The sequence below is a fragment of the Paracoccus sp. PAMC 22219 genome, from assembly GCF_000787695.1.
In the GTDB taxonomy this organism is placed as follows: domain Bacteria; phylum Pseudomonadota; class Alphaproteobacteria; order Rhodobacterales; family Rhodobacteraceae; genus Paracoccus.
Genome location: NZ_BBPH01000021.1, coordinates 18,135 through 41,925 on the forward strand (window position 1 = coordinate 18,135; position 23,791 = coordinate 41,925).

General features: G+C 66.6%; 24 protein-coding genes and 4 pseudogenes. 23 read left to right on the forward strand and 5 right to left on the reverse strand.

Annotation, left to right across the window (positions count from 1 at the left end; genetic code table 11):
* Window positions 1–17 precede the first annotated feature (17 nt).
* The 11 genes and pseudogenes from hrcA to TY51_RS03545 all read left to right on the forward strand — a co-directional run bounded on the left by hrcA (window position 18) and on the right by TY51_RS03545 (window position 9,691).
* Window positions 18–1,073 (forward strand): heat-inducible transcriptional repressor HrcA, encoded by a 1,056-nt coding sequence (hrcA, locus tag TY51_RS03495; RefSeq protein WP_042245933.1) that lies wholly within the window; start codon window positions 18–20, stop codon window positions 1,071–1,073.
* 6 nt (window positions 1,074–1,079) lie between these two features.
* The gene (locus tag TY51_RS03500) at window positions 1,080–1,610 is read left to right on the forward strand and encodes a nucleotide exchange factor GrpE (RefSeq protein ID WP_042245936.1); all 531 of its coding nucleotides are present in this window, start codon (window positions 1,080–1,082) and stop codon (window positions 1,608–1,610) included.
* Window positions 1,611–1,715: 105 nt separating this feature from the next.
* Complete coding sequence (gfa, locus tag TY51_RS03505; protein ID WP_042245939.1) at window positions 1,716–2,303, forward strand: S-(hydroxymethyl)glutathione synthase; 588 nt, start codon at window positions 1,716–1,718, stop codon at window positions 2,301–2,303.
* A gap of 109 nt (window positions 2,304–2,412) precedes the next feature.
* Complete coding sequence (locus tag TY51_RS03510; RefSeq protein ID WP_042245943.1) at window positions 2,413–3,543, forward strand: S-(hydroxymethyl)glutathione dehydrogenase/class III alcohol dehydrogenase; 1,131 nt, start codon at window positions 2,413–2,415, stop codon at window positions 3,541–3,543.
* An 81-nt stretch (window positions 3,544–3,624) separates the two neighbouring features.
* Window positions 3,625–4,256: pseudogene (locus TY51_RS03515) on the forward strand (ATP-dependent Clp protease proteolytic subunit).
* Window positions 4,253–4,750 (forward strand): GNAT family N-acetyltransferase, encoded by a 498-nt coding sequence (locus tag TY51_RS03520; RefSeq protein WP_231558893.1) that lies wholly within the window; start codon window positions 4,253–4,255, stop codon window positions 4,748–4,750. The pseudogene TY51_RS03515 and the gene TY51_RS03520 overlap by 4 nt, the downstream one beginning before the upstream one ends.
* A gap of 12 nt (window positions 4,751–4,762) precedes the next feature.
* Window positions 4,763–5,595: pseudogene (gene fghA, locus TY51_RS03525) on the forward strand (S-formylglutathione hydrolase).
* Between the two features lie 170 nt (window positions 5,596–5,765).
* On the forward strand, window positions 5,766–7,568 hold the full coding sequence (locus tag TY51_RS03530; RefSeq protein ID WP_042245946.1) for a methanol/ethanol family PQQ-dependent dehydrogenase: 1,803 nt from the start codon (window positions 5,766–5,768) through the stop codon (window positions 7,566–7,568).
* A gap of 130 nt (window positions 7,569–7,698) precedes the next feature.
* Complete coding sequence (locus TY51_RS03535; RefSeq protein WP_042245949.1) at window positions 7,699–8,346, forward strand: c-type cytochrome, methanol metabolism-related; 648 nt, start codon at window positions 7,699–7,701, stop codon at window positions 8,344–8,346.
* A gap of 26 nt (window positions 8,347–8,372) precedes the next feature.
* A complete protein-coding gene (locus TY51_RS03540) occupies window positions 8,373–9,164 on the forward strand; it encodes a quinoprotein dehydrogenase-associated putative ABC transporter substrate-binding protein (RefSeq protein WP_042245953.1) in 792 nt (263 codons plus the stop codon).
* Window positions 9,164–9,691: a PQQ-dependent catabolism-associated CXXCW motif protein gene (locus TY51_RS03545; protein WP_373960312.1), complete on the forward strand. Its 528-nt coding sequence runs from the start codon at window positions 9,164–9,166 to the stop codon at window positions 9,689–9,691. The genes TY51_RS03540 and TY51_RS03545 overlap by 1 nt, the downstream gene beginning before the upstream one ends.
* Here the strand turns inward: TY51_RS03545 and TY51_RS03550 are convergent.
* The 3 genes from TY51_RS03550 to TY51_RS03560 all read right to left on the reverse strand — a co-directional run bounded on the left by TY51_RS03550 (window position 9,666) and on the right by TY51_RS03560 (window position 11,653).
* Window positions 9,666–10,526: a PQQ-binding-like beta-propeller repeat protein gene (locus tag TY51_RS03550; protein ID WP_231558894.1), complete on the reverse strand. Its 861-nt coding sequence runs from the start codon at window positions 10,524–10,526 to the stop codon at window positions 9,666–9,668. The two genes, TY51_RS03545 and TY51_RS03550, sit on opposite strands and share 26 nt — an antisense overlap.
* 66 nt (window positions 10,527–10,592) lie before the next feature.
* Window positions 10,593–11,150 carry an SRPBCC family protein gene (locus TY51_RS03555; RefSeq protein WP_042245962.1) on the reverse strand — a complete coding sequence of 186 codons (558 nt, stop codon included), beginning with the start codon at window positions 11,148–11,150 and terminating at the stop codon, window positions 10,593–10,595.
* Window positions 11,147–11,653: a DUF3280 domain-containing protein gene (locus TY51_RS03560; protein WP_042245965.1), complete on the reverse strand. Its 507-nt coding sequence runs from the start codon at window positions 11,651–11,653 to the stop codon at window positions 11,147–11,149. Before TY51_RS03560 ends, TY51_RS03555 begins: the two co-directional genes overlap by 4 nt.
* Before the next feature lie 160 nt (window positions 11,654–11,813).
* Here TY51_RS03560 and TY51_RS03565 point away from each other — a divergent pair.
* The 6 genes and pseudogenes from TY51_RS03565 (at window position 11,814) to TY51_RS03590 (ending at window position 16,751) form a co-directional block, all read left to right on the forward strand.
* Window positions 11,814–13,000 (forward strand): annotated as a pseudogene (locus TY51_RS03565) (ABC transporter substrate-binding protein).
* Window positions 13,001–13,008: 8 nt separating this feature from the next.
* Complete coding sequence (locus TY51_RS03570; protein ID WP_042245968.1) at window positions 13,009–13,980, forward strand: YVTN family beta-propeller repeat protein; 972 nt, start codon at window positions 13,009–13,011, stop codon at window positions 13,978–13,980.
* Window positions 13,981–14,240: 260 nt separating this feature from the next.
* Window positions 14,241–14,615, forward strand: coding sequence for a hypothetical protein (locus TY51_RS24475; RefSeq protein WP_373960314.1), 375 nt, complete (start codon window positions 14,241–14,243; stop codon window positions 14,613–14,615).
* Window positions 14,616–14,621: 6 nt separating this feature from the next.
* Window positions 14,622–15,343: pseudogene (locus tag TY51_RS03580) on the forward strand (ABC transporter ATP-binding protein).
* Window positions 15,340–16,164, forward strand: a complete 825-nt coding sequence (locus tag TY51_RS03585; RefSeq protein ID WP_042245971.1) for an ABC transporter permease — start codon at window positions 15,340–15,342, stop codon at window positions 16,162–16,164. Before TY51_RS03580 ends, TY51_RS03585 begins: the two are co-directional and overlap by 4 nt.
* Window positions 16,161–16,751 (forward strand): hypothetical protein, encoded by a 591-nt coding sequence (locus TY51_RS03590; RefSeq protein WP_042245974.1) that lies wholly within the window; start codon window positions 16,161–16,163, stop codon window positions 16,749–16,751. The genes TY51_RS03585 and TY51_RS03590 overlap by 4 nt, the downstream gene beginning before the upstream one ends.
* Here the strand turns inward: TY51_RS03590 and TY51_RS03595 are convergent.
* Both TY51_RS03595 and TY51_RS23140 read right to left on the reverse strand, forming a co-directional pair.
* A complete protein-coding gene (locus tag TY51_RS03595; protein WP_231558896.1) occupies window positions 16,748–17,407 on the reverse strand; it encodes a hypothetical protein in 660 nt (219 codons plus the stop codon). The two genes, TY51_RS03590 and TY51_RS03595, sit on opposite strands and share 4 nt — an antisense overlap.
* On the reverse strand, window positions 17,338–17,733 hold the full coding sequence (locus TY51_RS23140; protein WP_231558897.1) for a glycosyltransferase: 396 nt from the start codon (window positions 17,731–17,733) through the stop codon (window positions 17,338–17,340). The genes TY51_RS03595 and TY51_RS23140 overlap by 70 nt, the downstream gene beginning before the upstream one ends.
* 172 nt (window positions 17,734–17,905) lie before the next feature.
* Here TY51_RS23140 and rfbC point away from each other — a divergent pair, with 172 nt between their 5' ends.
* Genes rfbC through TY51_RS03625 form a run of 6 tightly spaced genes read left to right on the forward strand, consistent with a single transcriptional unit; the run spans window position 17,906 to window position 23,778 of the window.
* On the forward strand, window positions 17,906–18,466 hold the full coding sequence (gene rfbC, locus TY51_RS03600; protein WP_042245976.1) for a dTDP-4-dehydrorhamnose 3,5-epimerase: 561 nt from the start codon (window positions 17,906–17,908) through the stop codon (window positions 18,464–18,466).
* The gene (gene rfbB, locus TY51_RS03605) at window positions 18,463–19,500 is read left to right on the forward strand and encodes a dTDP-glucose 4,6-dehydratase (protein WP_042245979.1); all 1,038 of its coding nucleotides are present in this window, start codon (window positions 18,463–18,465) and stop codon (window positions 19,498–19,500) included. Before rfbC ends, rfbB begins: the two co-directional genes overlap by 4 nt.
* Complete coding sequence (rfbD, locus tag TY51_RS03610) at window positions 19,500–20,360, forward strand: dTDP-4-dehydrorhamnose reductase (RefSeq protein WP_042245982.1); 861 nt, start codon at window positions 19,500–19,502, stop codon at window positions 20,358–20,360. The genes rfbB and rfbD overlap by 1 nt, the downstream gene beginning before the upstream one ends.
* Window positions 20,357–21,229 carry a glucose-1-phosphate thymidylyltransferase RfbA gene (gene rfbA / locus TY51_RS03615; RefSeq protein WP_042245985.1) on the forward strand — a complete coding sequence of 291 codons (873 nt, stop codon included), beginning with the start codon at window positions 20,357–20,359 and terminating at the stop codon, window positions 21,227–21,229. Before rfbD ends, rfbA begins: the two co-directional genes overlap by 4 nt.
* A 33-nt stretch (window positions 21,230–21,262) precedes the next feature.
* On the forward strand, window positions 21,263–22,882 hold the full coding sequence (locus TY51_RS03620) for a glycosyltransferase (protein ID WP_042245987.1): 1,620 nt from the start codon (window positions 21,263–21,265) through the stop codon (window positions 22,880–22,882).
* Window positions 22,879–23,778, forward strand: a complete 900-nt coding sequence (locus TY51_RS03625) for a glycosyltransferase family 2 protein (protein ID WP_052649734.1) — start codon at window positions 22,879–22,881, stop codon at window positions 23,776–23,778. The genes TY51_RS03620 and TY51_RS03625 overlap by 4 nt, the downstream gene beginning before the upstream one ends.
* Window positions 23,779–23,791: the final 13 nt, after the last annotated feature.

Below are 23,791 nucleotides of genomic sequence, written 5' to 3' on the forward strand. Positions count from 1 at the left end.
GTCACAAGACAGGGCGCATGAGCCAGGAATCACTGCTGCACGAGATGAACGACCGCTCCCGCGAAGTGTTCCGCCGGGTCGTCGAATCCTATCTGGAAACCGGAGAGCCGGTCGGCTCTCGCACGTTGACGCGCGCGCTGTCGGAAAAGGTCAGCGCCGCGACCATCCGCAACGTGATGCAGGACCTGGAATTCATGGGCCTGCTGGACAGCCCGCACGCATCGGCCGGGCGTCTGCCGTCGCAGATGGGCCTGCGCCTGTTCGTGGACGGCATGATGGAGATCGACGCCGTCAATTCGACCGACCGCGCCGCCATCGACCAGACGCTTGGCAATGACGACCCCGAAACCGGGGTGCTGCTGGACCGTGTCAGCACCGCGCTGTCGTCGATCACGCGCGGCGCGTCGCTGGTCCTGATGCCCAAGCACGAGGCGCCGATCCGTCATATCGAATTCGTCAGCCTGGGGCCGGACCGGGCGCTGGTGGTGCTGGTCTTTGCCGACGGGCATGTGGAGAACCGCATCTTCACCCCGCCACCCGGCCAGACCCCGTCCTCGATGCGCGAGGCCGGGAATTTCCTGAATGCCATGGCCGAGGGCAAGACACTGGCCGAACTGCGCGGCCATCTGTCCCAGCAGATCAACGTCCGCAGGCGCGAACTGGACGTTCTGGCGGCCGAGCTGGTGGAATCGGGCATCGCGCTGTGGGGGGCCGAGGCCGCCGATCCGCGCCTGATCGTGCGGGGCCGCGCCAACCTGCTGGACCGCGAGGCCGCCGATCTGGACCGCATCCGCGTGCTGTTCGACGATCTGGAACGCAAGCGCGACATCGTCGAGTTCCTGGAACTGACCGAACGCGGAGAGGGTGTGCGCATTTTCATCGGCTCCGAGAACAAGCTTTTTTCACTTTCGGGTTCCGCTCTGGTGGTTTCACCCTATATGAATGCCGACCGGAAAATTGTGGGCGCGGTGGGTGTCATCGGTCCGACCCGGCTGAATTACGGCCGGATCGTGCCGATCGTCGATTATACCGCGCAGCTGGTCGGGCGGGTGCTGTCCGGCCGGAAAGGATGAAGTGAAATGACCGAGCAGAATGAACAGCCCATGGACGAATTCATGGACGACCCCTTGGCCGATCCCGATGACGCCCTGGCCCGGCTGACCGCCGAGCGCGACGAACTGCGCGACAAGTGGATGCGCGCCTTGGCCGATGCCGAGAACTCGCGCAAGCGGGCCGACAAGGACCGCCGCGACGCCGAGAATTACGGCGGATCGCGCCTGGCACGCGACCTGCTGCCCGTGCATGATGCGCTGACCCGCGCGCTGGACGCCGCGGGCGACGAACAGCGCACCGCCGCCGCAGCCCTGATCGAGGGTGTCGAGCTGACCCTGCGCGAGCTGTCCAACGTGTTCATCAAGCACGGCGTGACGATCATCCGCCCCGAGGCCGGCGACAAGTTCGACCCCACCCACCACGAGGCGATGTTCGAGGCCCCGGTCCCCGGCACCGTCGCGGGTCACATCATCCAGGTGATGGACAACGGCTTCATGCTGCATGACCGGCTGCTGCGCCCGGCCAAGGTCGGCGTGTCCTCGACCCCCGCCAGCTGAGTGATTCGCAGCCCGGCCGGTGCGCCGGGCTGCTACCTTCCGCTGACTTGCTGAAAGTTCCCGATGGCGTGACGCTTGGTCACATCCGGTCAGCCAGAGGAGGGGATGATGACCAGCACTCAGGGGGTGCATATCCACCCTGCCGTCGATCACGGCATCGCGAAAGGCAGTCCGGGTTTCTCGGGCGGAGTCCTGACGTGCCATTGCGCAACAAACCCGGTCAAGGTCCGGGTCAGCGCACAGACCGCCCATAACCACGTCTGCGGCTGTACCAAGTGCTGGAAACCGGACGATGCGGTGTTCAGCCAGATCGCCGTCGTGTCGCGCGATTCCGTCGAGGTGCTGGAAGGCGCCGACAAGCTGGAGATCGTCGATGCCGGTGCCGCCATCCAGCGCCACCGTTGCCGCGATTGTGGCGTGCACATGTATGGCCGGATCGAGAACAAGGATCATCCGTTCTACGGACTGGATTTCGTGCATACCGAACTGTCCGGGGAACAGGGCTGGGCGGCGCCGGAATTCGCGGCCTTCGTGAGCTCCGTCATCGAATCGGGGGTGGAGCCGGGCCGTATGGACGGCATCCGCTCGCGTCTGCGCGAACTGGGGCTGGAGCCCTATGACGCGCTGTCGCCCCCGCTGATGGACGCGATCGCCACCAGCGTCGCCAAGCGTTCCGGTGCGCTGCCCGCTTGACGGGGATGCGCATTAGACGGGAAGAACAGCCAAGGGGCCGCTTCGTCGGCCCCTTCGACCTGACTGAAACGCCCGACCGACAAGCCCGTGAGGGAACAGGAGAATTGCCATGAGAACCCGTGCCGCCGTGGCCCTAGAGGCCGGCAAACCGCTGGAAGTGATGGAGGTCAACCTGGAAGGCCCCAAGGCCGGCGAGGTCATGATCGAGATCAAGGCCACCGGAATCTGCCACACCGACGAATTCACCCGCTCGGGCGACGACCCGGAAGGCATCTTCCCGGCCATCCTGGGCCATGAGGGCGCGGGCGTCGTGGTCGAGGTCGGCCCCGGCGTCACCTCGCTCAAGGTCGGCGATCACGTGATCCCGCTGTACACGCCCGAATGCCGCGAATGCGCGTCCTGCCTGTCCGGCAAGACGAACCTGTGCACCAAGATCCGCGCGACCCAGGGGAAAGGGCTGATGCCCGACGGCACGACCCGATTCAGCATGCTGGATGGCACGCCGATCTATCACTACATGGGCTGCTCGACCTTCGCGAACCACACGGTCCTGCCGGAAATCGCGGTCGCCAAGGTCCGCGACGACGCGCCCTTCGACAAGATCTGCTACATCGGCTGCGGCGTCACGACCGGCATCGGCGCGGTGATCAACACCGCCAAGGTCGAGATCGGCGCCAAGGCCGTCGTCTTCGGTCTGGGCGGAATCGGGCTGAACGTCGTGCAGGGCCTGCGGCTGGCGGGCGCGGACATGATCATCGGCGTCGATCTGAACAATGACCGCAAGGAGATGGCCGAACGCTTCGGGATGACGCATTTCGTCAACCCCAAGGAAATCGACGGCGGCATCGTCCAGCACATCGTCGAGATGACCAAGACCCCCTTCGACCAGATCGGCGGCGCCGATTACAGCTTTGATGCCACCGGCAGCACCAAGGTCATGCGCGACGCGCTGGAATGCACCCACCGGGGTTGGGGCGTTTCGGTCATCATCGGCGTGGCGGCGGCGGGCGCGGAAATCAGCACCCGCCCGTTTCAGCTGGTCACCGGCCGGGTCTGGAAGGGCACGGCATTCGGCGGTGCGCGCGGACGGACCGACGTGCCCAAGATCGTCGACTGGTACATGGACGGCAAGATCGAGATCGACCCGATGATCACCCACACGATGCCGCTGGACGACATCAACAAGGGCTTCGATCTGATGCATCATGGCGAATCCATTCGCTCGGTCGTCCTTTACTGATCCTTCATGGCTGCTTAGGTAAAAGAACGGCGGGACCTCCGGGCCCCGCCGTCGCCATGAGAGAGAACAAGGAGCAGGCCGATGCGTCACCAGTGGCTGGACGATGACGACGACGAACCGCAAGAAGACGACCGCCGCCACAAGGAAGAGGGCGGGCTGGGCCTGCCCGAAGGCGACAAGATCGGCAAGCTGTACTTCAAGTCGCGCACGGTGATCGTGGCGGGCGCCATCAACGACAAGCTGGCGCAGCGCACCGTGGCCCACCTGCTGGCCCTGGCCGAGGAAAGCGACAAGCCGATCAACATGCTGATCTCGTCCCCCGGCGGGCACGTGGAATCGGGCGACATGATCCACGACGTGATCAAGTTCATCCGCCCCACCGTGCGCACCATCGGGTCGGGCTGGGTCGCCAGCGCCGGCGCGCTGATCTTCGTCGCGGCGAAGAAGGAAAACCGCTATTGCCTGCCCAACACGCGCTTCCTGATCCACCAGCCTCGGGCGGGATCGGCGGCACGTCGTCGGACATGATGATCCAGGCGGAGCAGGTGCGCCTGATGCGTGACCGCCTGAACCAGATCTTCGCCGAGGCGACCGGCCAGAAGGTCGAGCGGATCGAGAAGGACACGCAGCGCGACTTCTGGCTGAACACCAAGGAGGCGCTGGATTACGGCCTTCTGGGCCAGATCATCCGCACCGTGGACGACCTGAAATGAGCGGGTCTGGCGGGGTGGTGATCCGCCCCGCCACCCCCGACGACCACGACGCGATCTGGGCCATCCTGGAGCCCGTGTACCGCGCCGGAGAGACCTATTGCATCCCCCGCGATGTCACCCGGGCCGAGGCGATCGCCGACTGGTTCGCGCCTCCCTTCACGGGGTTCGTCGCGGTCCTGGACGGTCGCATCCTGGGGACCAGCCATGTCGGCGCGAACCGCCCGGCCGGCGGATCGCATGTCGCCAACGCGTCCTTTGCCACCCATCCCGATGCGCGCGGCCGTGGCGTCGCGCGCGCGCTGGTCGATCACGCGAAATCCTGGGCCGCGGCGCAGGGATCACCGCGATGCAGTTCAATTTCGTGGTTTCGACCAACGCCGATGCCGTCCATTTGTGGCAGAAGGCCGGTTTTGCCATTGTGGGCCGGCTGCCGGGGGCGTTTCGTCATCCCCAGCTTGGGCCGGTCGACGCGCTGGTCATGTTCCACACCCTGAAGGGAGAGCCCGATGAGCCTTGAGACCCTGTCCGAAACCCGCAGCTTCGGCGGCACCCAGGGCGTCTATCGCCACAAGTCGCAGGCGACCGGCACCGACATGACCTTTGCGGTCTACCTGCCGGAAATGGCGCTGCACGGGCCCGTGCCGGTGCTTTGGTACCTGTCCGGTCTGACCTGCAACCACGAGAACGCGATGACCAAGGCCGCCGCCCAGCAATGGTGCGACGAGGCCGGGATCGCCATCATCTTTCCCGACACCTCGCCCCGCGGCGAGGGTGTGGCCAATGACGAGGCCTTTGACCTGGGCCAGGGCGCGGGCTTTTACGTCAACGCGACGCAGGACCCGTGGAAGCCGCATTTCCAGATGTGGCATTACATCGTCCACGAACTGCCCGAACTGGTGTCCGACAATTTCGCCATCGACCGCGACGCAATGGGGATCACCGGCCATTCGATGGGCGGGCACGGCGCGCTGACCATCGCGATGACCCATCCCGACCGCTACAAGTCGGTCTCGGCGTTTTCCCCCATCGCGAACCCGACGGAATCGGACTGGGGCCGCAAACAGTTCACGGCCTATCTGGGCGACGATCGCGACACCTGGCGCGCCCATGACGCGACCCTGCTGATGACCGAGAAGGGCTATCCCGGAGAGGTGCTGATCGACCAGGGCGCAACGATCAGTTCCTGGACCTGCTGCGTCCCGAATCGTTGGCCCATGCGATGATGGCGCGCCGCCAGCCCGGCCAGTTCCGGATGCATCCGGGTTACGACCACAGCTACTTCTTCGTGCAGAGCTTCATGGCCGACCACGTCTTCTGGCACGCCGAACGGCTGGTCTGATCCGATTGCCGAACATTCCCGATGCCCCTGCCATTTTCCCATAAGACTTTAGGGGCAAAGGGCAGGGGCCGCGATTGACGCAAGGGGGTGCCCGACCAACAACTTGGATATGGAGCGCCGCGGGGGGAGGAAATCCGCGGCACTTATCCAAGGGAGCGGAGGAGCACTCGATGAAACATCTCTTGAACAGCGCGGCTATTGCGCTGCTTCTGACCGGCGCATCGGCTTACGCGAATGAAAGCGTCCTGACCGAAACCGCCGAAGCCGGGCAGTGGGCGATCCAGACCGGCGATTATGCCAACCAGCGGTATTCGGAACTGGACCAGATCACCCGCGAGAACGTGGGCGACCTGCGCGTCGCCTGGACATTCTCGACCGGCGTGCTGCGCGGACATGAGGGTGGCCCGCTGGTCGTGGACAACGTGATGTATGTCCACACGCCGTTCCCGAACAACATCTTTGCGCTGGACCTGAACGACAACGGCAAGATCCTGTGGCGGCACACGCCCCAGCAGGACCCCGAGGTCATCGCGGTCATGTGCTGCGACACCGTCTATCGCGGCCCGGCCTATGCCGACGGGATGATCATCAGCCACCAGGCTGACACCACGCTGCTGGCGTTGGACGCCAAGACCGGCGAAGTCAAATGGTCGGTCAAGACCGGCGACCCGGCCATCGGCGAGACGAACACCGCCACCGTTATGCCCGTGGGCGACAAGGTGATCGTGGGCGTGTCGGGCGGCGAATACGGCGTGCGCGGCCGCATCACGGCCTATAACCTGGCCGACGGCACCGAGGCGTGGAAAGCCTATTCCACCGGCCCCGACGCAGAAATGCTGGTCGACCCCGAAACCACCATGCATCTGGGCAAGCCCATCGGTGCCGACAGCTCGCTGAATAGCTGGGAAGGCGATCAGTGGAAGATCGGCGGCGGTTCGACCTGGGGCTGGTATTCCTATGATCCGGACCTGAACCTGATCTATTACGGCACCGGCAACCCCTCGACCTGGAACCCGTCGCAGCGTCCGGGCGACAACCGCTGGTCCATGACCATCATGGCCCGCGACGCCGATACCGGCATGGCCAAGTGGTTCTACCAGAAGACGCCCCATGACGAATGGGACTATGACGGCGTGAACGAGAACATCCTGGTCGACCAGGAGATCGACGGCCAGATGCGCAAGCTGCTGGTGAACTTCGACCGCAACGGTTTCGGCTATACGCTGGACCGCGAGACGGGCGAACTGCTGGTCGCCGAAAAGTTCGACCCGGCCGTCAACTGGGCGACCGAAGTCGACATGAACAAGGACTCGGAGACCTATGGTCGTCCGCTGGTCGTGTCGGAATTCTCGACCGCCCAGAACGGCGAGGACACGAACACCACCGGCGTCTGCCCCGCGGCCCTTGGCACCAAGGACCAGCAGCCGGCGTCCTATTCGCCCAAGACCGGTCTGTTCTACGTGCCGACGAACCACGTCTGCATGGACTATGAGCCCTTCCGTGTCGCCTACACCGCCGGCCAGCCTTATGTCGGCGCGACCCTGTCGATGTACCCGGCCCCCGAAAGCCACGGCGGCATGGGCAACTTCATCGCCTGGGACGCCGTCGCGGGCGAGATCAAGTGGTCGCTGCCGGAACAGTTCTCTGTCTGGTCGGGCGCCCTGGCGACCGCGGGCGATGTGGTCTTCTACGGCACGCTGGAAGGTTACCTGAAGGCCGTCGACGCCGAAACGGGAGAGGAGCTGTACAGCTTCAAGACCCCGTCGGGCATCATCGGCAACACGATGACCTACGAGAACAACGGCAAGCAATATGTCGCGGTTCTGTCGGGAGTCGGCGGATGGGCCGGGATCGGTCTGGCCGCGGGCCTGACCAACCCCAATGACGGTCTGGGTGCCGTGGGCGGCTATGCGGCCCTCAGCGACTACACCGAACTGGGCGGTCAGCTGACCGTGTTCGAACTGCCGGACTGATCTTTCCGGCCGCGGGGCGTCTCATACTTTCGTTCCGCATACGCAAGCGTGACCTATGACGGCGCCGCCCCAGCCTTAGACTGGGGCGGAACCGTCTGAGGAGACAGACGACTTTGGGAGGACTTCCGACATGAAAGCCATCACCAGCCTCACGGCGCTGGTCCTGGGCGCATCCTTGGCCGGCATGGCCTGGGCGCAGACCGAAACGACGCCCCCGGCGGATGCGGGCGCTGGTGCGGCCGCCGCCGTGTCGGGCGATACCGCGGCCGAGGCACCGGCCGGCGCTGCCGCCGATCCGGCGGCCGAACCCACCGATACCGCCGCAGCGGGCGCCCATGTCCTGCCCAATGGCCAGGACATGACCGCCGTGACCGAGGTGGATGGCCGCTGGCGCAACGCCGAGGATATTCCGACCTTCAAGGTCGAGGACGGCGTCGTCGATTTCGCCACCTTCAATGGTTTCCGCCGTTATCACGCGGAATGCCATGTCTGCCATGGTCCCGACGGCGAGGGGTCGACCTATGCCCCCGCACTGAAGGAATCGGTGCTGCGCATGGATTACTACGACTTCATGCAGGTCGTGGCGTCCGGTCGGCAGGGGTCGAATTCCGTGATGCCCGCGTTCGGCACCAACAAGAACGTCTGGTGCTATATCGACGACATCTATGTCTATCTGCTGGCGCATGGCACCGACACGATCGGTCGCGGCCGCCCGGCGGAACGCGCCGACAAGTCCGAGGACTATACCGCGCAGGAAGATTCCTGCATGTCCAGTTGACGGTCCTGGGACGCCTTGCAGGACTGATGCTGGCTGCGGGGGTGCTGGCCACCCCCGCAGCCGCACAGGTGGCGGACCTGCGGTCCACCACCCAGTTCCGCGTCTGCGCCGACCCTGCCAATTCCCCGATGTCCAGCCGCGACGGCAGCGGCTTCGAGAACACGCTGGCCGATTTCTTCGGCCAACAGCTGGGACTGCCGGTCACGTATTACTGGTTTCCATCGGGCATGGGGTTCGTCCAGCGCACCTTGCGCGAGGGGAACTGCGACGTGGTGATCGGCTATGCCCAGGGGGACGAGCTGGTCCAGAACACCAACCATTATTACACGTCGGTCTATGGCATCGTGACGCGCAAAGACGGGCCGCTGGCGCAGGTGGACCGGCTGACCGACCCGGCGTTAAAGGATCACGGCATCGGCGTGGTGGCGGGGACGCCGCCTGCCACGCATCTGGCCCGCGCAGGCCTGGCGCCCAACATGCGCGGCGTCGATCTGTTCGTCGACCGCCGGGTCGAGGATCCGATGGGGGATCTGCTGGACGATGTCCGCAGCGGAGAGACGGGCGCCGCCGTGCTGTGGGGACCGCTGGCCGGGCCGCGCGTCAAGGACGACCCGGACCTGCAGTTCGTGCCGCTGCTGCACGAAGAGGCCTCGCCGCGGCTGTTCTTCCGCATCACCATGGGCGTGCGCCCCGAGGAGCAGGAATGGAAGCGCGACCTGAACAGCATGATCCGGCGCAATCAGGACGGCATCAACCAGATCCTGCACGAGGCCGGCGTCCCGCTGGTCGACGACTATGGCAAGGAAGTGCTGCCGTGATCCGGCTGCTGGTGCTGGCGCTGTTGCTGGCACCCGCAGCGCGGGCCGAAAGCGTGCCCGAACCCGATACCTATCGGGGCGAGCCCTATCGCGGGGCCGTGCCTGCGACGCTGGCGGGGGCGCAGGTCGTCGACGTGGATCAGGCCATCGCCCTTCAGGGTCAGGCGGCGTTTCTGGACGTTCTGCCGCGGCCCAAGGCCAAGCCCGCGGGTCTGCCCGAAGGCACGATCTGGAACGAACCCCCGCACCGCTCGATTCCCGGTGCGGTTTGGTTGTGGGACACCGGCTATCAGGCGCTGTCCCCCGCCGAAGAAACGCGCCTGCGCGACGGTCTGACCCAAGCCAAGGCCGGCGACCCGACCCGGCCCGTGGTGATCTTCTGTCGCGCCGATTGCTGGATGAGCTGGAATGCCGCGCGGCGGGCGATCGAATGGGGGTTCGACCCGGTGATCTGGTTTCCCGGCGGCACGGATGCCTGGGAACAGGCCGGTCAGCCCCTTGTCACGGTGGACCCTGTCGCCCCGTAAAGCTGCCGAAGGCGCGCGGGCCTGACGGCATGTCGATCGTGCGTGTCACCGCCAGCGTCGTGGCATCCAGCACCACCAATGTGTCTGAATCCCAGTTTGCCACCGCCACCCCGCTGCCGTCGGGCAAGGGCGCGATGCCTTCGGGATAGTCGCCCACCGGAACGGTTGCGACGGGGGCCAGCGTGGCGGCGTCGAACACGGTGACGGTGCCGTCATACTGGTCGGTGACGAACCCCCGCCCTGCGGCAAAGGCCACGGCATAGGGGTGGCTGCCGGTCGGAACCTGACCCGTCAGGCGCCCCGCGACCGGATCGATGACCGACACCACGTCGCCCTGCACATCGGCCGAAAACAGCCGCCCGTCATGGAACGTCACGCCAAAGGGATGCGCCCCCGCCGTGGCCACGCGATGCAACAGCGCGCCGGTCGCGGCGTCGAAAATACTGACCTGATCCGCATCCCGGTCGGCGGTCGCAACCAGGCCTTGGCCGTCGATGGCCACGCCTGCGGGCGCGGCCCCGGTCGGCGCGGTCCAGACCGGCTGCAGATCGGCGTCCAGCCGCGTCAGGCGCGCGCCGTACCAGTCCGTGACGAACACGCCGCCATCGCCTGCGGCCAGCCCGAATGCCCCGGCGCCCAGGTCGCGATGGGTCAAGGGCTGGGCGTCTTCGTCCAGCACGTGCAGGCGACCGGTATCGGCGGCGATGACATAGACGCGCCCGGCCTGTGGGTCATAGGCCACAGGGGCAGGCGCGTCCGGAATGTCGGCCTCTGCCACGATGGTTCCGGTTTCCAGATCGACCACCGACAGCGCATCGCCATTCTGCGAGGTCACGAACGCAAGATCCCCGGCCTGGACCGGGGACCCTGTCAGCAACAGCACCAGAAACGGGCGCAGCACCTATTCGACGCGGCCGAAACGCTCGGCCAGCGCATCCAGACCGGCCTGATAGACGCCGTCGACGGCGGCGATGGCTGCGTCGTCGTTCAGTTCCGCCGGGGGTTCATTGTTCGGGAAACCGCGGTAAAATCCGCCCTTCCACAGGACCTCGGCCTTGCCGTCCTTGTCGCTGACCTGCAGCGTCGAGGAATAGTTGGTCACCGGCAGGACGGCGGTGTCCACCTCGGTGATCATGTATTTGTAGCTCATCTTGTCGTTGTCGATGGCCATCAGTTGTTCGGTGATCGTGGGCGCGCCATCGCCGTTCAGCGTCAGCACGCGGGTCGATTCGTCGGGAACATCCGCGGCGGCCCCTTCCGGCGTCATCGCGGTCGAGGCGATCACCGGGTGCCAGCTCATGTCGTCGAAACGACCGATCACCTCCCATACCTCGGCAGGGGTGGCGTCCAGCGTCACGGTCTGTTCGGTCTTCAGGCGCGACGGGCCATGCGCCCCCGCCATCCCCGTCAAGGCCAGCACCGCACCAAGCGCGCCAGCCAGAACTGTCGTCGTCCTCATTCCTTCCGTTCCTCCCGAAAGATCACATTTCTCAGCAAATAGCTGTAGCCGCGCCGGAACGCGTCGTCGGTGTTGCCGCGGATCTCGACCGAACCGGCGCGCAGCGTCTCTCCGGTTTCGGCGTCGCGCAGTTGCAGATTGATCGACTGGATCAGGTTGGACACCTTCTGCACCTCTCCGGCGATGGCATAGTCCGACCCCATGTCGCGGGCGATCCTGGCATCGGCGCCGTTCGACCGAACGGGGTTCAGGATGCTTGCCACCGCATCAGGCGGGGGTGCGGTCAGGACAAAGCCGCGCTGGGTCAGGTCGTCGGCGATGAATTCCTCGACCATGGCGATGCGGGCGGTCTCGTCGGCGCGGACGCCGTTGATGTCGCCCTCGGTCGAGGTGTCGATGTAATGCAGGCCGAACCAGGTCGCCGTCCCGGCGGGCGGTGCCGGCTGGGCAAGGGCGGCCACGGGGGCCAGCAACAGGATCGATATCAGGCCAAAACGGGTCATCCCCCGACCATGCGCCGGGGTCGCCCACGCGTCCATTAAGACAAAAGGTGCAACCGCCCCCGACTTTGGGTTGAGGGAAAAGTTCCCGCACGAAACGGGAACAATAACCGGGTTGCCGCATCCCGAATCGCCCCGCACCATGCCGTCAGGGAGAGACGAAATGTTCAAGGGAATCATAGGACTTTTGGCTGGTGCCGTGGCACTGGCCCAGCCCGCTGCGGCCCAGGCACCTGAACCGGTGCAGATCCGCGCCGCGGTCCTGCGGGTCGACGACCCCGGTCTGCCGCCGATCTCGCGGCTGGATCTGCCGCCCGCCGATCTGGGATTCGCGGGCGCCGCCTGGCGATCGAGGACAACGACACGACCGGCCGCTTCATGGGCCAGGACTTCGAGGCCGAGGAGGTGGCCGCCACCCCCGAAACCGCGGAGGCCGAGATGGCCCGCCTGCTGGACGACGGGGTGCAGTTCATCGTCCTGTTGGCCGATGACGCGACGACCCTGACGCTGGCCGATCAGGCGGGCGACCGGGCGATGGTCTTCAACGCGATGGCGCGCGGCGACAACCTGCGCGGAGCCGATTGCCGGTTCAACACCATCCACGTCGCGCCAAGCCGCGCCATGATGACCGATGCCCTGACGCAATTCCTGATGTGGAAGAACTGGCCCCGCTGGTTCCTGATTCACGGCAGCCACCCCGAGGACCAGGCCCTGGCCCAGGCCTGGCGGACCAGCGCCGCCAAGTTCGGCGCCCAGATCGTCGAGGAGCGTGAATACACCGACACCGGCGGCGCACGCCGCACCGACAGCGGCCATGTACAGGTCCAGGCGCAGATGCCCGTCTTCACCCAACGCGCCGCCGAACATGACGTCGTCATCACCGCCGACGAGGCCGACGTCTTTGCCGCCTACCTGCCCTATTTGACTTGGGACGCGCGCCCGGTCGCGGGGTCCGCCGGGCTGGTCCCGCGCAGCTGGCACCCCGCGATGGAGGCCTGGGGCGGCACCCAGTTCCAGAACCGCTTTGAAAAGCTGGCCGCCCGCCCGATCCGCGAGGAGGACTATCAGACCTGGCTGTCGCTGCGCATCGTCGGAGAGGCGGCGACCCGCACGAATTCCGGCGATCCCGCCGCGCTCAAGGACTTCATCCTGTCCCCCGATTTCGACGTGGCGGGATTCAAGGGCCAGGCCCTGACGGTGCGCGACTGGGACCACCAGGTGCGCCAGCCGATCCTGCTGACCACCGGCGTGCTGACCACCTCGGTCAGTCCGCAGGACCAGTATCTGCACCAGACCAGCCAGCTGGACACGCTGGGCATCGACCGCCCCGAAACCCAATGTCAATTCTGAGAGGCCGCATGCGACATCTTCTAAGTGCCACCACCGGGCTTGCCGTCCTGCTTGCCGCCGGACCTGCCCTTGCCAACCGCGTCTTCGTCACCAACGAGCGCAGCAACGACGTCACCGTCCTGGACGGAGAGACATTCGAGGTCATCGGGACCTATCCCGTCGGCAACCGCCCCCGCGGCATCACCATCAGCCCCGACGGGACGGAACTGTATGTCTGCGCGTCCGACGACAACCTGGTGCGCGTGTTCGACCCGAACACCATGGAGGAGTTGCACACCCTGCCGTCCGGGCCCGACCCGGAACTGTTCGTGCTGCACCCGTCCGGAAACCCGCTGTTCATCGCCAACGAGGACGACAACATCGTCACCGTGGTCGACACCCAGACCCACCAGGTCCTGGCAGAAGTCCCCGTGGGCGTCGAACCCGAGGGCATGGGCGTCAGCCCCGATGGTGCCTTTGTCATCAACACGTCGGAAACGACGAACATGGCGCATTTCATCGACACATCAACCTATGAGATCGTCGCGAACGTGCTGGTCGACAGCCGTCCCCGCTTTGCCCAGTACACCGCCGACGGGTCCAAGCTGTACGTGACGTCCGAAATCGGCGGCACGGTCAGCGTCATCGACCCCGAGACCCGGACCATCACCAAGAAGATCAGCTTTGAGATTCCGGGCGTCCTGCCCGAGGCGATCCAGCCGGTGGGCGCGCGTGTCACGTCTGACGGGACCAAGCTGTTCGTGGCGCTGGGGCCGGCCAACCGGGTCGCGGTGATCGATGCCGCCACCGACGAGGTGATCGACTATCTGCTGGTCGGGCAGCGCGTCTGGCAGCTGGCCTTCAGCCCGGACGAAAAATACCTGTACACCACCAACGGCAATTCCAACGACGTGTCGATCATCGACGTGGCCGCCAACGAGGTCGTCCGCTCGGTTCCCGTGGGGCAGCAGCCCTGGGGTGTCGTCGTCGCCCCGGACTGATCCGGCATCCCTGCACATTCCTGAGGAGGAGACTTTCCATGACCACGCTGACGAAACTGATGTCCGGCGCCGCGCTGGCCCTGATCCTGGCGGTGCCCGCCGTGGCCCAGGACGCCGCCGCCGAACAGGTCCCGGGTGGCGATGCCGTCGTGGGCGAACCGGCCGAGGCAGGCACCCAATCGGGCGAGGCCGTCGAGGCGGATGACGATGATGACGAGGAGGAGGAGGCCGCAAGCGATGGCGTCTTTGAGGCGTCGGGCATGCACGAATATGGCTTTTCCGGCCTTCTGGCCCGCGAGAACCGTACTGACCTGGCACCCCTGACCCTGGCATCCGGACAGCCGGTCGCGGGTGGGGAATATACGATCAAGTCGGGCGGCTACTATCGCATCAACATCGTGGCTGATGGCAGCCAGGAGCTGGCCCTGTCGGGCGGCGATTTCTTCCGCGCGATCTGGATCAACGAGATCGTCATCGGCGACACCGAGATCCGGCCAATGGGCGTGCACAGCATCGAATTCGATGCCGACGGCACGGCGGTCCTCAGCTTTGTCGCGGTGCTGCCCGGTCGATATACCTTGTCAGTGCCAGGCTCTTCGGGCGACAGTCTGCAAGCCGTCTTCAACATCCAGTAGGGTTCATTGACCGCCGCGTTGCAGATCGACCATGTCAGCCACAATTTCGGTGCCGTGCAGGCGCTGGACGATGTGTCACTGACGGTGCCGCGCGGCGGGTTCACCGCCCTTCTGGGGGTGAACGGTGCGGGCAAGACCACGCTGTTCTCTCTGGTCACGCGGCTTTACAACAACCGATCCGGGACGATCCGGGTGGCGGGGCACGACCTGCGGCGCGAACCGTCGCAGGCGCTGGCCCGTCTGGGGGTGGTGTTCCAAAGCCGTGCGATGGATGCCGACCTGACGGTCCGCCAGAACCTGATCTATCACGCCAGCCTGCACGGGATCCCGGGCCGCCTGGCGCGGCCGCGCATCGACCAGGTCCTGGACCAGGTCGATCTGGCCGACAAGGCCGATGCCCGCGTCACCGCCCTGTCCGGCGGCCAGTCCCGACGGGCCGAGATCGCGCGCGCCTGATCCACAGCCCCGACCTGCTGCTGCTGGACGAGGCGACGGTGGGGCTCGACGTCAAGTCGCGGGCCGAGGTGCTGGCCCTGACCCGCCGCCTGATCGCCCGGGACGGCGTGTCCGCCCTATGGGCCACCCATATCATGGACGAGATCGACCCCGCAGACGACCTGGTGATCCTGCATAGCGGCCGGGTGCTGCGCGACGGTCGCGCCGCCGACATCGCGGGACCGCACGGGCTGACGCGTGCCTTCCTGGACCTGACCGGAGTCGCGCCATGACCGCACCCACCGACCGCGCCCGCGGCTGGCTGACCGCGTTTCTGGGCATCGCCCGGCGAGAAACGCTGCGGTTCGTCAACCAGCGCGGGCGGTTCCTGGCGGCCCTTGTGCGCCCGCTGGTCTGGCTGTTCATCTTTGCTGCCGGATTCCGCGCCGTGCTGGGCCTGTCGATCACGCCGCCCTATCAGACCTATGTGCTGTACGAGGTCTACGTGACGCCCGGCCTGGTCGCGATGATCCAGCTGTTCAACGGGATGCAGTCGTCGTTGTCGATGGTCTATGACCGGGAAACCGGGGCGATGCGCACGCTGCTGGTCAGCCCGTTCCCGCGTTGGTACCTGCTGGGGTCCAAGCTGATCGCGGGGGTGATCGTGTCGATCATCCAGGTCTTCACCTTTCTGGCCATCGCGTATTGGTGGGGCATCCGCCCGCCGGGTTGGGGCTATGTCACCGTCATTCCCGCGCTGATCCTGTCGGGGCTGATGCTGGGCGCGATGGGGCTCTTCCTGTCCAGCGCCATACGCCAGCTGGAGAATTTCGCGGGCGTCATGAACTTCGTGATCTTCCCGATGTTCTTTGCGTCATCCGCGCTGTACCCGCTGTGGCGCATGCGCGAAAGCAGCCCGCTGCTGCACGACATCTGCGCCTTCAATCCCTTCACCCACGCGGTCGAGCTGATCCGCTTTGCGCTGTACATGCAGGTGAACTGGACGGCGCTGGCGGTGGTCCTAGGATGTTTGGCGGGGTTCTTTGGCGCGGCGGTCTTCATGTATGATCCACAAAAGGGCCTGTGGGCCCGACGGAAGGGAGGTCCCGCATGATCCGCATCGCCTTGGCCCTGACACTGCTGGCCGGTCCCGCCTTCGGCGCCGCAGGCATCGATCCGGACTGGCCCTGCATCCAGCGCAAGCAGCCGCATCTGTCGATGGGCCAGGTCTGGACCGGCCCGATCCCCGACGAGGACACGCTGGCCCTGGCCCGCGACCCCGACATCGCCCGCCTGGCCGAACGCCTGGAACAGCGCCGCCTGCCGGTCGAGGAGGCAGAGGTGGAAATCGCCGAATTCGGCGCCCAGGCCCCCGACACGCATCTGGTGGCGCTGATGCAGGCGATCTTCGACCGCATCGACACCGACCGCAGCGCGCTGATCGCGGGCATCGCGCGATACGGCCAGTCGCAACTGGACCTGTCCGAACGGATCGAGGAACGCCGCGCCCGCATGGCCGAGATGGAGGCCGCCGACAGCCCCGATTTCGACGCCATCGACGCCGAGGAAAAGGCCCTGGACTGGGATCAGCGCATCTTTACCGAACGCCAGCAGTCGCTGACCTATGTCTGCGAGACGCCGGTGATCCTGGAACAGCGGGTCTTCACCCTGGGCCGCGCCATCGCGGGTCAGCTGGACTAGGGCGCGTCAGACCGCGACAGGCGCAGGATGTCGTCATGGCTGCGGTCCAGCCGCCCGGCCAGCCCGTCCCGCACCGCCTGATCCAGGATGGTCCTGAACAGCGCGGCATCCGGGCCGTAATCGCCGCCGTTGCGCCGCCATTTGCGCAGCAGCACCGGCACCAGCGGCCAGAACCACGGTCCCGCCGCGACCCGGTACGCCATCAGCGCATTGCGGTACATGTAGAACACCTTCCACATCGGGCGCAGCACGACGCCACCCTTTCCCTGCGCGGCGGTGGTGTCGTGATCGAACCGCACCTGCGGCGCAAAGCCGATGCGCAGCCCCGCCCGGCGCATCTGCAGCGTGTACAGCTGATCGTCGCCATAGATGAACAGCCGCGGGTCGGGCAGCCCGGCCCGATGCAGCGCCGCGCGGGACAGGAACAGGCCGACAAAGCTGCTCATGTCCACCGGCACGACCGGCGCGCCGGCGCGATAGTCGTCGTCGCCTAGGTGGAACCCGGCACGGCCGCGCCCCAGGGGCATCCGCGCCAGCGTCCGCAGGAACGCGCCCGGATTCCAGAACGGGTTGCGATAGGGGCGGTTCATCTCGCAGATGCGGCCGTCGGGGTGATGCACCGCCGCGCCGATCGCGTCCCATCCCGACAGATCCATCGCCCGGAACGCGTCGATGCGCCGGGGGCGGGGCGGCCGTCGTCGTCCATGACCACGGTCCAGTCGGCGTCGGCCACGTCGCGCGCCAGTTGCATGCCGACCGAGAACCCGCCCGCGCCGCCCTGGTTCGTGGCGCTGCGATGTACCCGCAGGCGCGGGTCGTCCAGCGTGGCAAGCCAGGCCGCCGTCCCGTCGGCCGAGGCGTTGTCGACGACGATCACGTGGTCCACCGGCTGGTCCAGCAGGCGGGCCACGGTGACGGTCAGCTTGTCCAGCCGGTCATGCGTGACCACCACGGCGGCGATCGAGGGTCGGGTCTGGGGCATGCGGTGCCGATCCTGTCATCTGCCGGCAGGCGGTCGCCGGGTCGGTCAGCGCGATACCACGAAGCGCGTTTCCGCAGCAACCGCCGCCATCCCGGGATTTCCGTGCCGGACGGGGCTGACAAGGCGCGCCGATGCCCCTAGACAACCAGAAGAACAACCATCCGAGGCAAAGATGCAGATCGAAACAACCCCGCTGCCCGGAGTGCTGCTGCTGACACCGGCCCGTCATGGCGATGCGCGCGGCTTCTTTTCCGAAAGCTGGAACCGCAAGACGCTGGCCGATGCCGGGGTGGTGCTGCCGGAATTCGTGCAGGACAACCATTCCATGTCCGCGCAGACCGGCACGGTCCGGGGCCTGCACTATCAGGCGCCGCCTTTCGCGCAGGGCAAGCTGGTGCGCTGCGGGCGCGGCCGGCTGTTCGACGTGGCGGTGGACGTGCGCGTGGGCAGTCCGACCTATGGCCAGTGGTTCGGGGCCGAGCTGAGCTTTGAGAACGGTCGCCAGCTGTGGATCCCGGCGGGGTTCCTGCACGGCTTCGTCACCCGCGAGCCCGATACAGAGATCGTGTACAAGTGCACGGCGCATTACGACCGCGCCTCGGACGGGGCGGTCGCCTGGGACAGCGTCGGCATCGACTGGGACGTCACCGACCCGCTGCTGTCGGACAAGGACCGCGCCGCGCAACGGCTGGCCGACCTGAAATCGCCCTTCACCTATGAGGAACAGGCATGAAAATCCTGATCACCGGCGGCGCCGGTTTCATCGGCTCGGCCGTCGTGCGCCTGGCCATCGCGCGCGGCCATCATGTCGTGAACCTGGACGTGCTGACCTATGCCGCTAACCTGGAGAACGTGGCCGATGCCGCACAGTCCGACCGCTATGCGTTCGAGCATGCCGACATCCGCGACCGCGCCGCGCTGGACCGCATCCTGGCACAACACCGCCCCGACGCGATCATGCACCTGGCCGCGGAAAGTCATGTGGACCGGTCCATCGACGGCCCCGCGGCGTTCGTGGAGACGAACGTGATCGGCACTTTCAACATGCTGGAGGCCGCGCGCGCCTATTGGATCGCCCAAGGCAAGCCTGACAGCTTCCGCTTTCACCACATCTCGACCGATGAGGTCTTCGGCTCGCTGGGCGAGACGGGGCAGTTCACGGAAACCACCCCCTATGACCCGCGCAGCCCCTATTCGGCCAGCAAGGCGGGCTCCGACCACCTGGTCCGCGCCTGGGCCGAGACTTATGGCCTGCCGGTCGTCCTGACCAACTGTTCCAACAATTACGGCCCCTATCACTTCCCCGAAAAGCTGGTGCCGGTGGTGATCCTCAAGGCGCTGTCGGGCCAGCCGATCCCGGTCTATGGCGACGGCGGCAACATTCGAGACTGGCTCTATGTCGAGGATCATGCCGACGCGCTGCTGCTGGTCCTGGAAAAGGGCCAGCTGAACCGCAGCTACAACATCGGCGGAGAGAACGAGGCCACGAACATCGACCTAGTCCGCACCATCTGCGCGCATATGGACGACCTGCACCCCGCGGGCGCCCCCCATGCCGACCTGATCACCTTCGTCACCGACCGTCCGGGCCATGACCGCCGCTATGCGATCGACCCGACGCGCATCCGCACCGAACTGGGCTGGCGCCCGTCCGTGACGGTCGAGGAGGGTCTGCGTCGCACCGTCGAATGGTATCTGGCCAATCGCGACTGGTGGCAGCCGCTGCTGGACCGCGACGGCGTGGGCAAGCGCCTGGGGACCGCGTGATGCAGGGATTGCTGGTCTTTGGCAGCACCGGCCAGGTCGCGCGGGAACTGGCCGCGCTGGCCCCGGAGGCGACCTTTCTGGGCCGTGACCGGGCCGATCTGACCGACCCCGCCGCCTGCGCCGCGGCGATACGCGCGGCGCGTCCCCGCGCGGTGATCAACGCCGCCGCCTATACCGCCGTGGACCGGGCAGAGACGGATACGGACATCGCCCGTCTGGTCAATGCCGACGCCCCCACCGCGATGGCGCAGCCCTGCGCCGATCTGGGCATCCCGCTCCTGCACATCTCGACCGATTATGTCTTTGACGGATCGGGCGATCAGCCGCGGGCCGAGGATGCGCCGACCGCGCCCCTGGGCGTTTATGGCGCCACCAAGCTGGCCGGCGAACAGGGCGTGGCCGCCGCGGGCGGGAACTGGGCTGTCATGCGCACGTCCTGGGTGTTCTCCGCTCACGGGGCGAATTTCGTCAAAACGATGCTGCGCATTGGGGCGGAACGCGACCGCCTGACGGTGGTGGCGGACCAGATCGGCGGACCGACCCCCGCCGCCGACATCGCAAGCGCCGCCCTGCGGATGATCCGCGTGATGCGCGACCGTCCCGACACCACGGGCGGGATCTATCACTTCGCAGGCGCCCCCGACGCGTCCTGGGCCGATTTCGCGCGCGAGATCATGGCGCAGGCGGGTCTGGCCGCCCAGGTTGCCGACATCCCGTCATCCGACTATCCGACGCCTGCCGCGCGGCCGCTGAATTCGCGGTTGGATTGCGGGCGCATCGCGCGCGATTTCGGGATCGTGCGCCCCGACTGGCGGGCCGGGCTGGCCCGCGTTCTGGATCAACTGAAGGACAAGGCATGACACAGCGCAAGGGCATCATTCTGGCCGGTGGATCGGGCACCCGGCTGTATCCGATCACCATGGGCGTGTCCAAGCAGCTGCTGCCGCTGTACGACAAGCCGATGATCTTCTATCCGATCAGCGTGCTGATGCTGGCCGGCATCCGCGAGATCGCGATCATCACCACCCCCGAGGATCAGGACCAGTTCCGCCGCCTGCTGGACGACGGCAGCCAGTGGGGCGTCAGCTTCACCTACATCATCCAGCCCAGCCCCGACGGTCTGGCGCAGGCCTATATCCTGGCCGAGGATTTCCTGGCGGGCAGCCCGTCCGCGATGGTCTTGGGCGACAACATCTTCTTCGGGCACGGCCTGCCGGAACTCTTGGCATCGGCCGATCAGCGCGACAGCGGCGGCACGGTCTTCGGCTATCGCGTGTCGGACCCGGAACGCTATGGGGTGGTCGATTTCGACGACCAGATGCGCGCCCGCGCCATCGTCGAAAAGCCCACCGTGCCGCCGTCGGACTATGCCGTGACGGGACTGTATTTCCTGGACGGCACCGCGCCGGAACGGGCCCGCGCCGTCAAGCCCTCCGACCGCGGAGAGCTGGAGATCACGACCCTGCTGGAAAGCTATCTGCATGACGGGTCGCTGACCGTCGAACGCATGGGCCGCGGCTTTGCCTGGCTGGACACGGGCACCCATGCCAGCCTGCTGGACGCGGGCAATTTCGTGCGCACGCTGGAGAACCGCCAAGGCCTGCAGACCGGTTGCCCCGAAGAAATCGCCTTCGAGGCCGGCTGGATCTCGCCTGACCAGTTGCGGGCGCGTGCGGCAAAGTTTGCCAAGAACGATTATGGGGCCTATCTGCTGCGTCTGATCGACTGACCCTTCTTCCCGACAGACGGATTGACCACGCCCATGTCCGACCTTGCCTCGCACACGCCCGCAGATCCTGCGCTGGTGGCCGATCTGGCCGCCGGCATTGCCGAGGCCCGCGCGATCTATGAGCTGCTGTTTCCCACGCAGCAGCTGTTCTTTGTCCTGTCGCAGGGCAACAACCCGATATGGGCCAACCCCGAGGTGATCGAGGGCCCGCACAATCCGCGGCCCCAGGACCTGGGCGCGGATTATCTGGGCACGCTGACCCGGCCCGGGGCCTACGACGGCGCGCCGCAGGTGACCATCCGCCTGGCCATCCCGCGTGCGCCCCTGCCCGGAGAGGTCAAGCAGACCGATGCGCCGTGGAAGCCCATGCGGGGCTTGGGCGCGCTGTTCCGGGCCAGCCCGCTCTGGTACGAACAGCTGCGCTACGGCGCGGAGATGGCCCGCAAGCGGCAGGCCGACCGACGCACCGACCAAAGCGCCATGCCCTTGGGCGACGGGTCCGCGCTGTTTCCCGCGCCCATGGCGCCCGACAGCGACAAGCGTCCCGCGATCCTGATCGGCATGCATTGGCTGGAGATGGGCGGCGCGGAAAAGCTGGGTTTCGACACCGTGCATTGGGCGCTGGCGGCCGGACTGCGGGTGTTCGTCGTGGCCTCGGTTCCCGCGATCCAGCGATTGGCGGACAAGCTGCCCGACCACCCCGACCTGACCTTCATCCGGCTCGACCGCTATCTGCCCCATCATCTGTGGCCGCGCTATGTCCAGCGGCTTGCGATGGCGGAAAACATCCGCGCCGTGCACATCCACCACTGCACGCCGCTGTACGAAAGCCTGACCATGCTGTGCATGCATCTGCCTTGGGTGCAGACCATCGACAGCACGCATATCGTCGAATACGCCAATGGCGGCTACCCGCGGATATCGGGCGTCTGGTCCAACTATCTGGACATGCAGCACGTCATCAGCGGAGAGCTGGTGCGCTATTTCCGCGATCGGTTCCACGCCCCTGCGGGCAAGGTGGTCCTGGGCCGGATGCTGGACCGCAAGGATGCCGGTGCGCTGCCGCCGCTGCGGCTGCAGGCGGGGCAGAAGACGCTGCATGCCTGCTTCATCGGGCGCCTGTTCTATCAGAAACGGCCCGTGGTCGTGGTCGAGACCTTGCGCGCGCTGGATGCTTGGGCCGCGCGGAACGGCGTCACCCTGACCGCGACCATCGTGGGCGAGGGGCCCTATGACGGCACGCTGACCCGCCTGCTGCGCAAGCACGGGCTGTCGTCCAAAGTCACCCTGCTGCCCGGCAACACCGACATTCCGGCACTTCTGGAACGGTCCGACATCCTGCTGCTGCCCTCCAACAACGAAGGGCTGGCGCTGGTCTGCTACGAGGCCGTGGCCCATGGCTGCATCCCCATCTCGACCCGCGTGGGGTCCCAGGATGAGGTGCTGCCCGACGGCCTGCTGGTCCCGCTGGCGCCGCGTGCGGCCGTGGCGGGCACCGTGGCCGCCGTCGACGCGATGTGGCGCGACGCAGGGACGCTGGCACGGCACAAGGACGCCCTGCAGGCCGCCTGGACCCGCCTGACCGCCGATCCCACCGCCGAGGAGGTTCTGATGCCCGTCTATCGCCGCCTGTCGCAGGGGGATACCGCATGAGCGTGCTGAACAAGACGGCGGCGGTCATCGTCACCTTCAACCGGTCGGGCAAGCTGATGGCCGTGCTGGATGCGCTGGCCGCGCAGACCATGCGCCCCGACATCGTGCTGGTCGTGGACAACGCCTCGACCGATGATACCGCCGCCCTGGTCCAGGCGCGGGCCGAGGCCGACCCGACCATCCGCCACCTGCGCCTGCCGACCAATATCGGCGGGGCGGGGGGGTTCCATGCCGGGATGAAGGCCGCCTATCAGATGGGCGCGCAGTATTTCTGGGTGTCCGACGACGACGCCTATCCCCGGCCCGACGCCATCCAGGCCCTGCACGCCGCCCTGACCGGGTTCCAGGCCGATAACGGCTGGCGCCCCAGCTTTGCCTGTTCGCGGGTCGAGTGGATCGACGGCTCGCTGTGCGAGATGAACTGTCCGCGCACGGTCTGGGACTGGGCGCGCTTCGTGCGGCCGGGCAGCCCCTGGGCGCTGGTGGACAGCGCGTCCTTCGTGTCGGTGATGATCCCGCGCTGGGCGGTCAGCGAACACGGCCTGCCGATCCCGGATTATTTCATCTGGTTCGACGACGCCGAATACACTCGCCGCATCGCGCGCAGCTATCCGGGCATCTTCGTGCCGGAAAGCGTCGTGGTCCACGACACCCCCGACAACCGGGGTGTCAATTTCGGCCTGGTCGACGACAAGAGCCTATGGAAGTTCAAGTACGGCGCCCGCAACGAAACCTCATGGCGCCGGCGCGAGATGGGCCTTATGGGCGTCCTCGCCTATGCCTACGGCGTGCGGGGGCAGATGCGCCGCGGCGACGTGCCGTCCTCCCTGCGCCGCCAGATCTATGGCGCGATCATCAAGGGCCTTGGGTTCCGCCCGGCCATCGAACGCGTTTGACCAGACCTATACC

Bases quoted from the DNA above. Each gene is read 5' to 3' on its own strand.
- TY51_RS03625 (WP_052649734.1), top strand. From the start codon at position 22,879: ATGAGCGTGCTGAACAAGACGGCGGCGGTCATCGTCACCTTCAACCGG.
- TY51_RS23140 (WP_231558897.1), bottom strand. From the start codon at position 17,733: ATGCCCCAGACCCGACCCTCGATCGCCGCCGTGGTGGTCACGCATGAC.
- TY51_RS03510 (WP_042245943.1), top strand. From the start codon at position 2,413: ATGAGAACCCGTGCCGCCGTGGCCCTAGAGGCCGGCAAACCGCTGGAA.
- TY51_RS03500 (WP_042245936.1), top strand. From the start codon at position 1,080: ATGACCGAGCAGAATGAACAGCCCATGGACGAATTCATGGACGACCCC.
- TY51_RS03585 (WP_042245971.1), top strand. From the start codon at position 15,340: ATGACCGCACCCACCGACCGCGCCCGCGGCTGGCTGACCGCGTTTCTG.
- rfbD (WP_042245982.1), top strand. From the start codon at position 19,500: ATGCAGGGATTGCTGGTCTTTGGCAGCACCGGCCAGGTCGCGCGGGAA.
- TY51_RS03590 (WP_042245974.1), top strand. From the start codon at position 16,161: ATGATCCGCATCGCCTTGGCCCTGACACTGCTGGCCGGTCCCGCCTTC.
- TY51_RS03530 (WP_042245946.1), top strand. From the start codon at position 5,766: ATGAAACATCTCTTGAACAGCGCGGCTATTGCGCTGCTTCTGACCGGC.
- TY51_RS03520 (WP_231558893.1), top strand. From the start codon at position 4,253: ATGAGCGGGTCTGGCGGGGTGGTGATCCGCCCCGCCACCCCCGACGAC.
- TY51_RS24475 (WP_373960314.1), top strand. From the start codon at position 14,241: ATGCACGAATATGGCTTTTCCGGCCTTCTGGCCCGCGAGAACCGTACT.
- TY51_RS03560 (WP_042245965.1), bottom strand. From the start codon at position 11,653: ATGACCCGTTTTGGCCTGATATCGATCCTGTTGCTGGCCCCCGTGGCC.
- rfbB (WP_042245979.1), top strand. From the start codon at position 18,463: ATGAAAATCCTGATCACCGGCGGCGCCGGTTTCATCGGCTCGGCCGTC.
- gfa (WP_042245939.1), top strand. From the start codon at position 1,716: ATGATGACCAGCACTCAGGGGGTGCATATCCACCCTGCCGTCGATCAC.
- TY51_RS03570 (WP_042245968.1), top strand. From the start codon at position 13,009: ATGCGACATCTTCTAAGTGCCACCACCGGGCTTGCCGTCCTGCTTGCC.
- rfbA (WP_042245985.1), top strand. From the start codon at position 20,357: ATGACACAGCGCAAGGGCATCATTCTGGCCGGTGGATCGGGCACCCGG.
- TY51_RS03555 (WP_042245962.1), bottom strand. From the start codon at position 11,150: ATGAGGACGACGACAGTTCTGGCTGGCGCGCTTGGTGCGGTGCTGGCC.
- hrcA (WP_042245933.1), top strand. From the start codon at position 18: ATGAGCCAGGAATCACTGCTGCACGAGATGAACGACCGCTCCCGCGAA.
- TY51_RS03620 (WP_042245987.1), top strand. From the start codon at position 21,263: ATGTCCGACCTTGCCTCGCACACGCCCGCAGATCCTGCGCTGGTGGCC.
- TY51_RS03595 (WP_231558896.1), bottom strand. From the start codon at position 17,407: ATGGATCTGTCGGGATGGGACGCGATCGGCGCGGCGGTGCATCACCCC.
- TY51_RS03540 (WP_042245953.1), top strand. From the start codon at position 8,373: ATGCTGGCTGCGGGGGTGCTGGCCACCCCCGCAGCCGCACAGGTGGCG.
- TY51_RS03535 (WP_042245949.1), top strand. From the start codon at position 7,699: ATGAAAGCCATCACCAGCCTCACGGCGCTGGTCCTGGGCGCATCCTTG.
- rfbC (WP_042245976.1), top strand. From the start codon at position 17,906: ATGCAGATCGAAACAACCCCGCTGCCCGGAGTGCTGCTGCTGACACCG.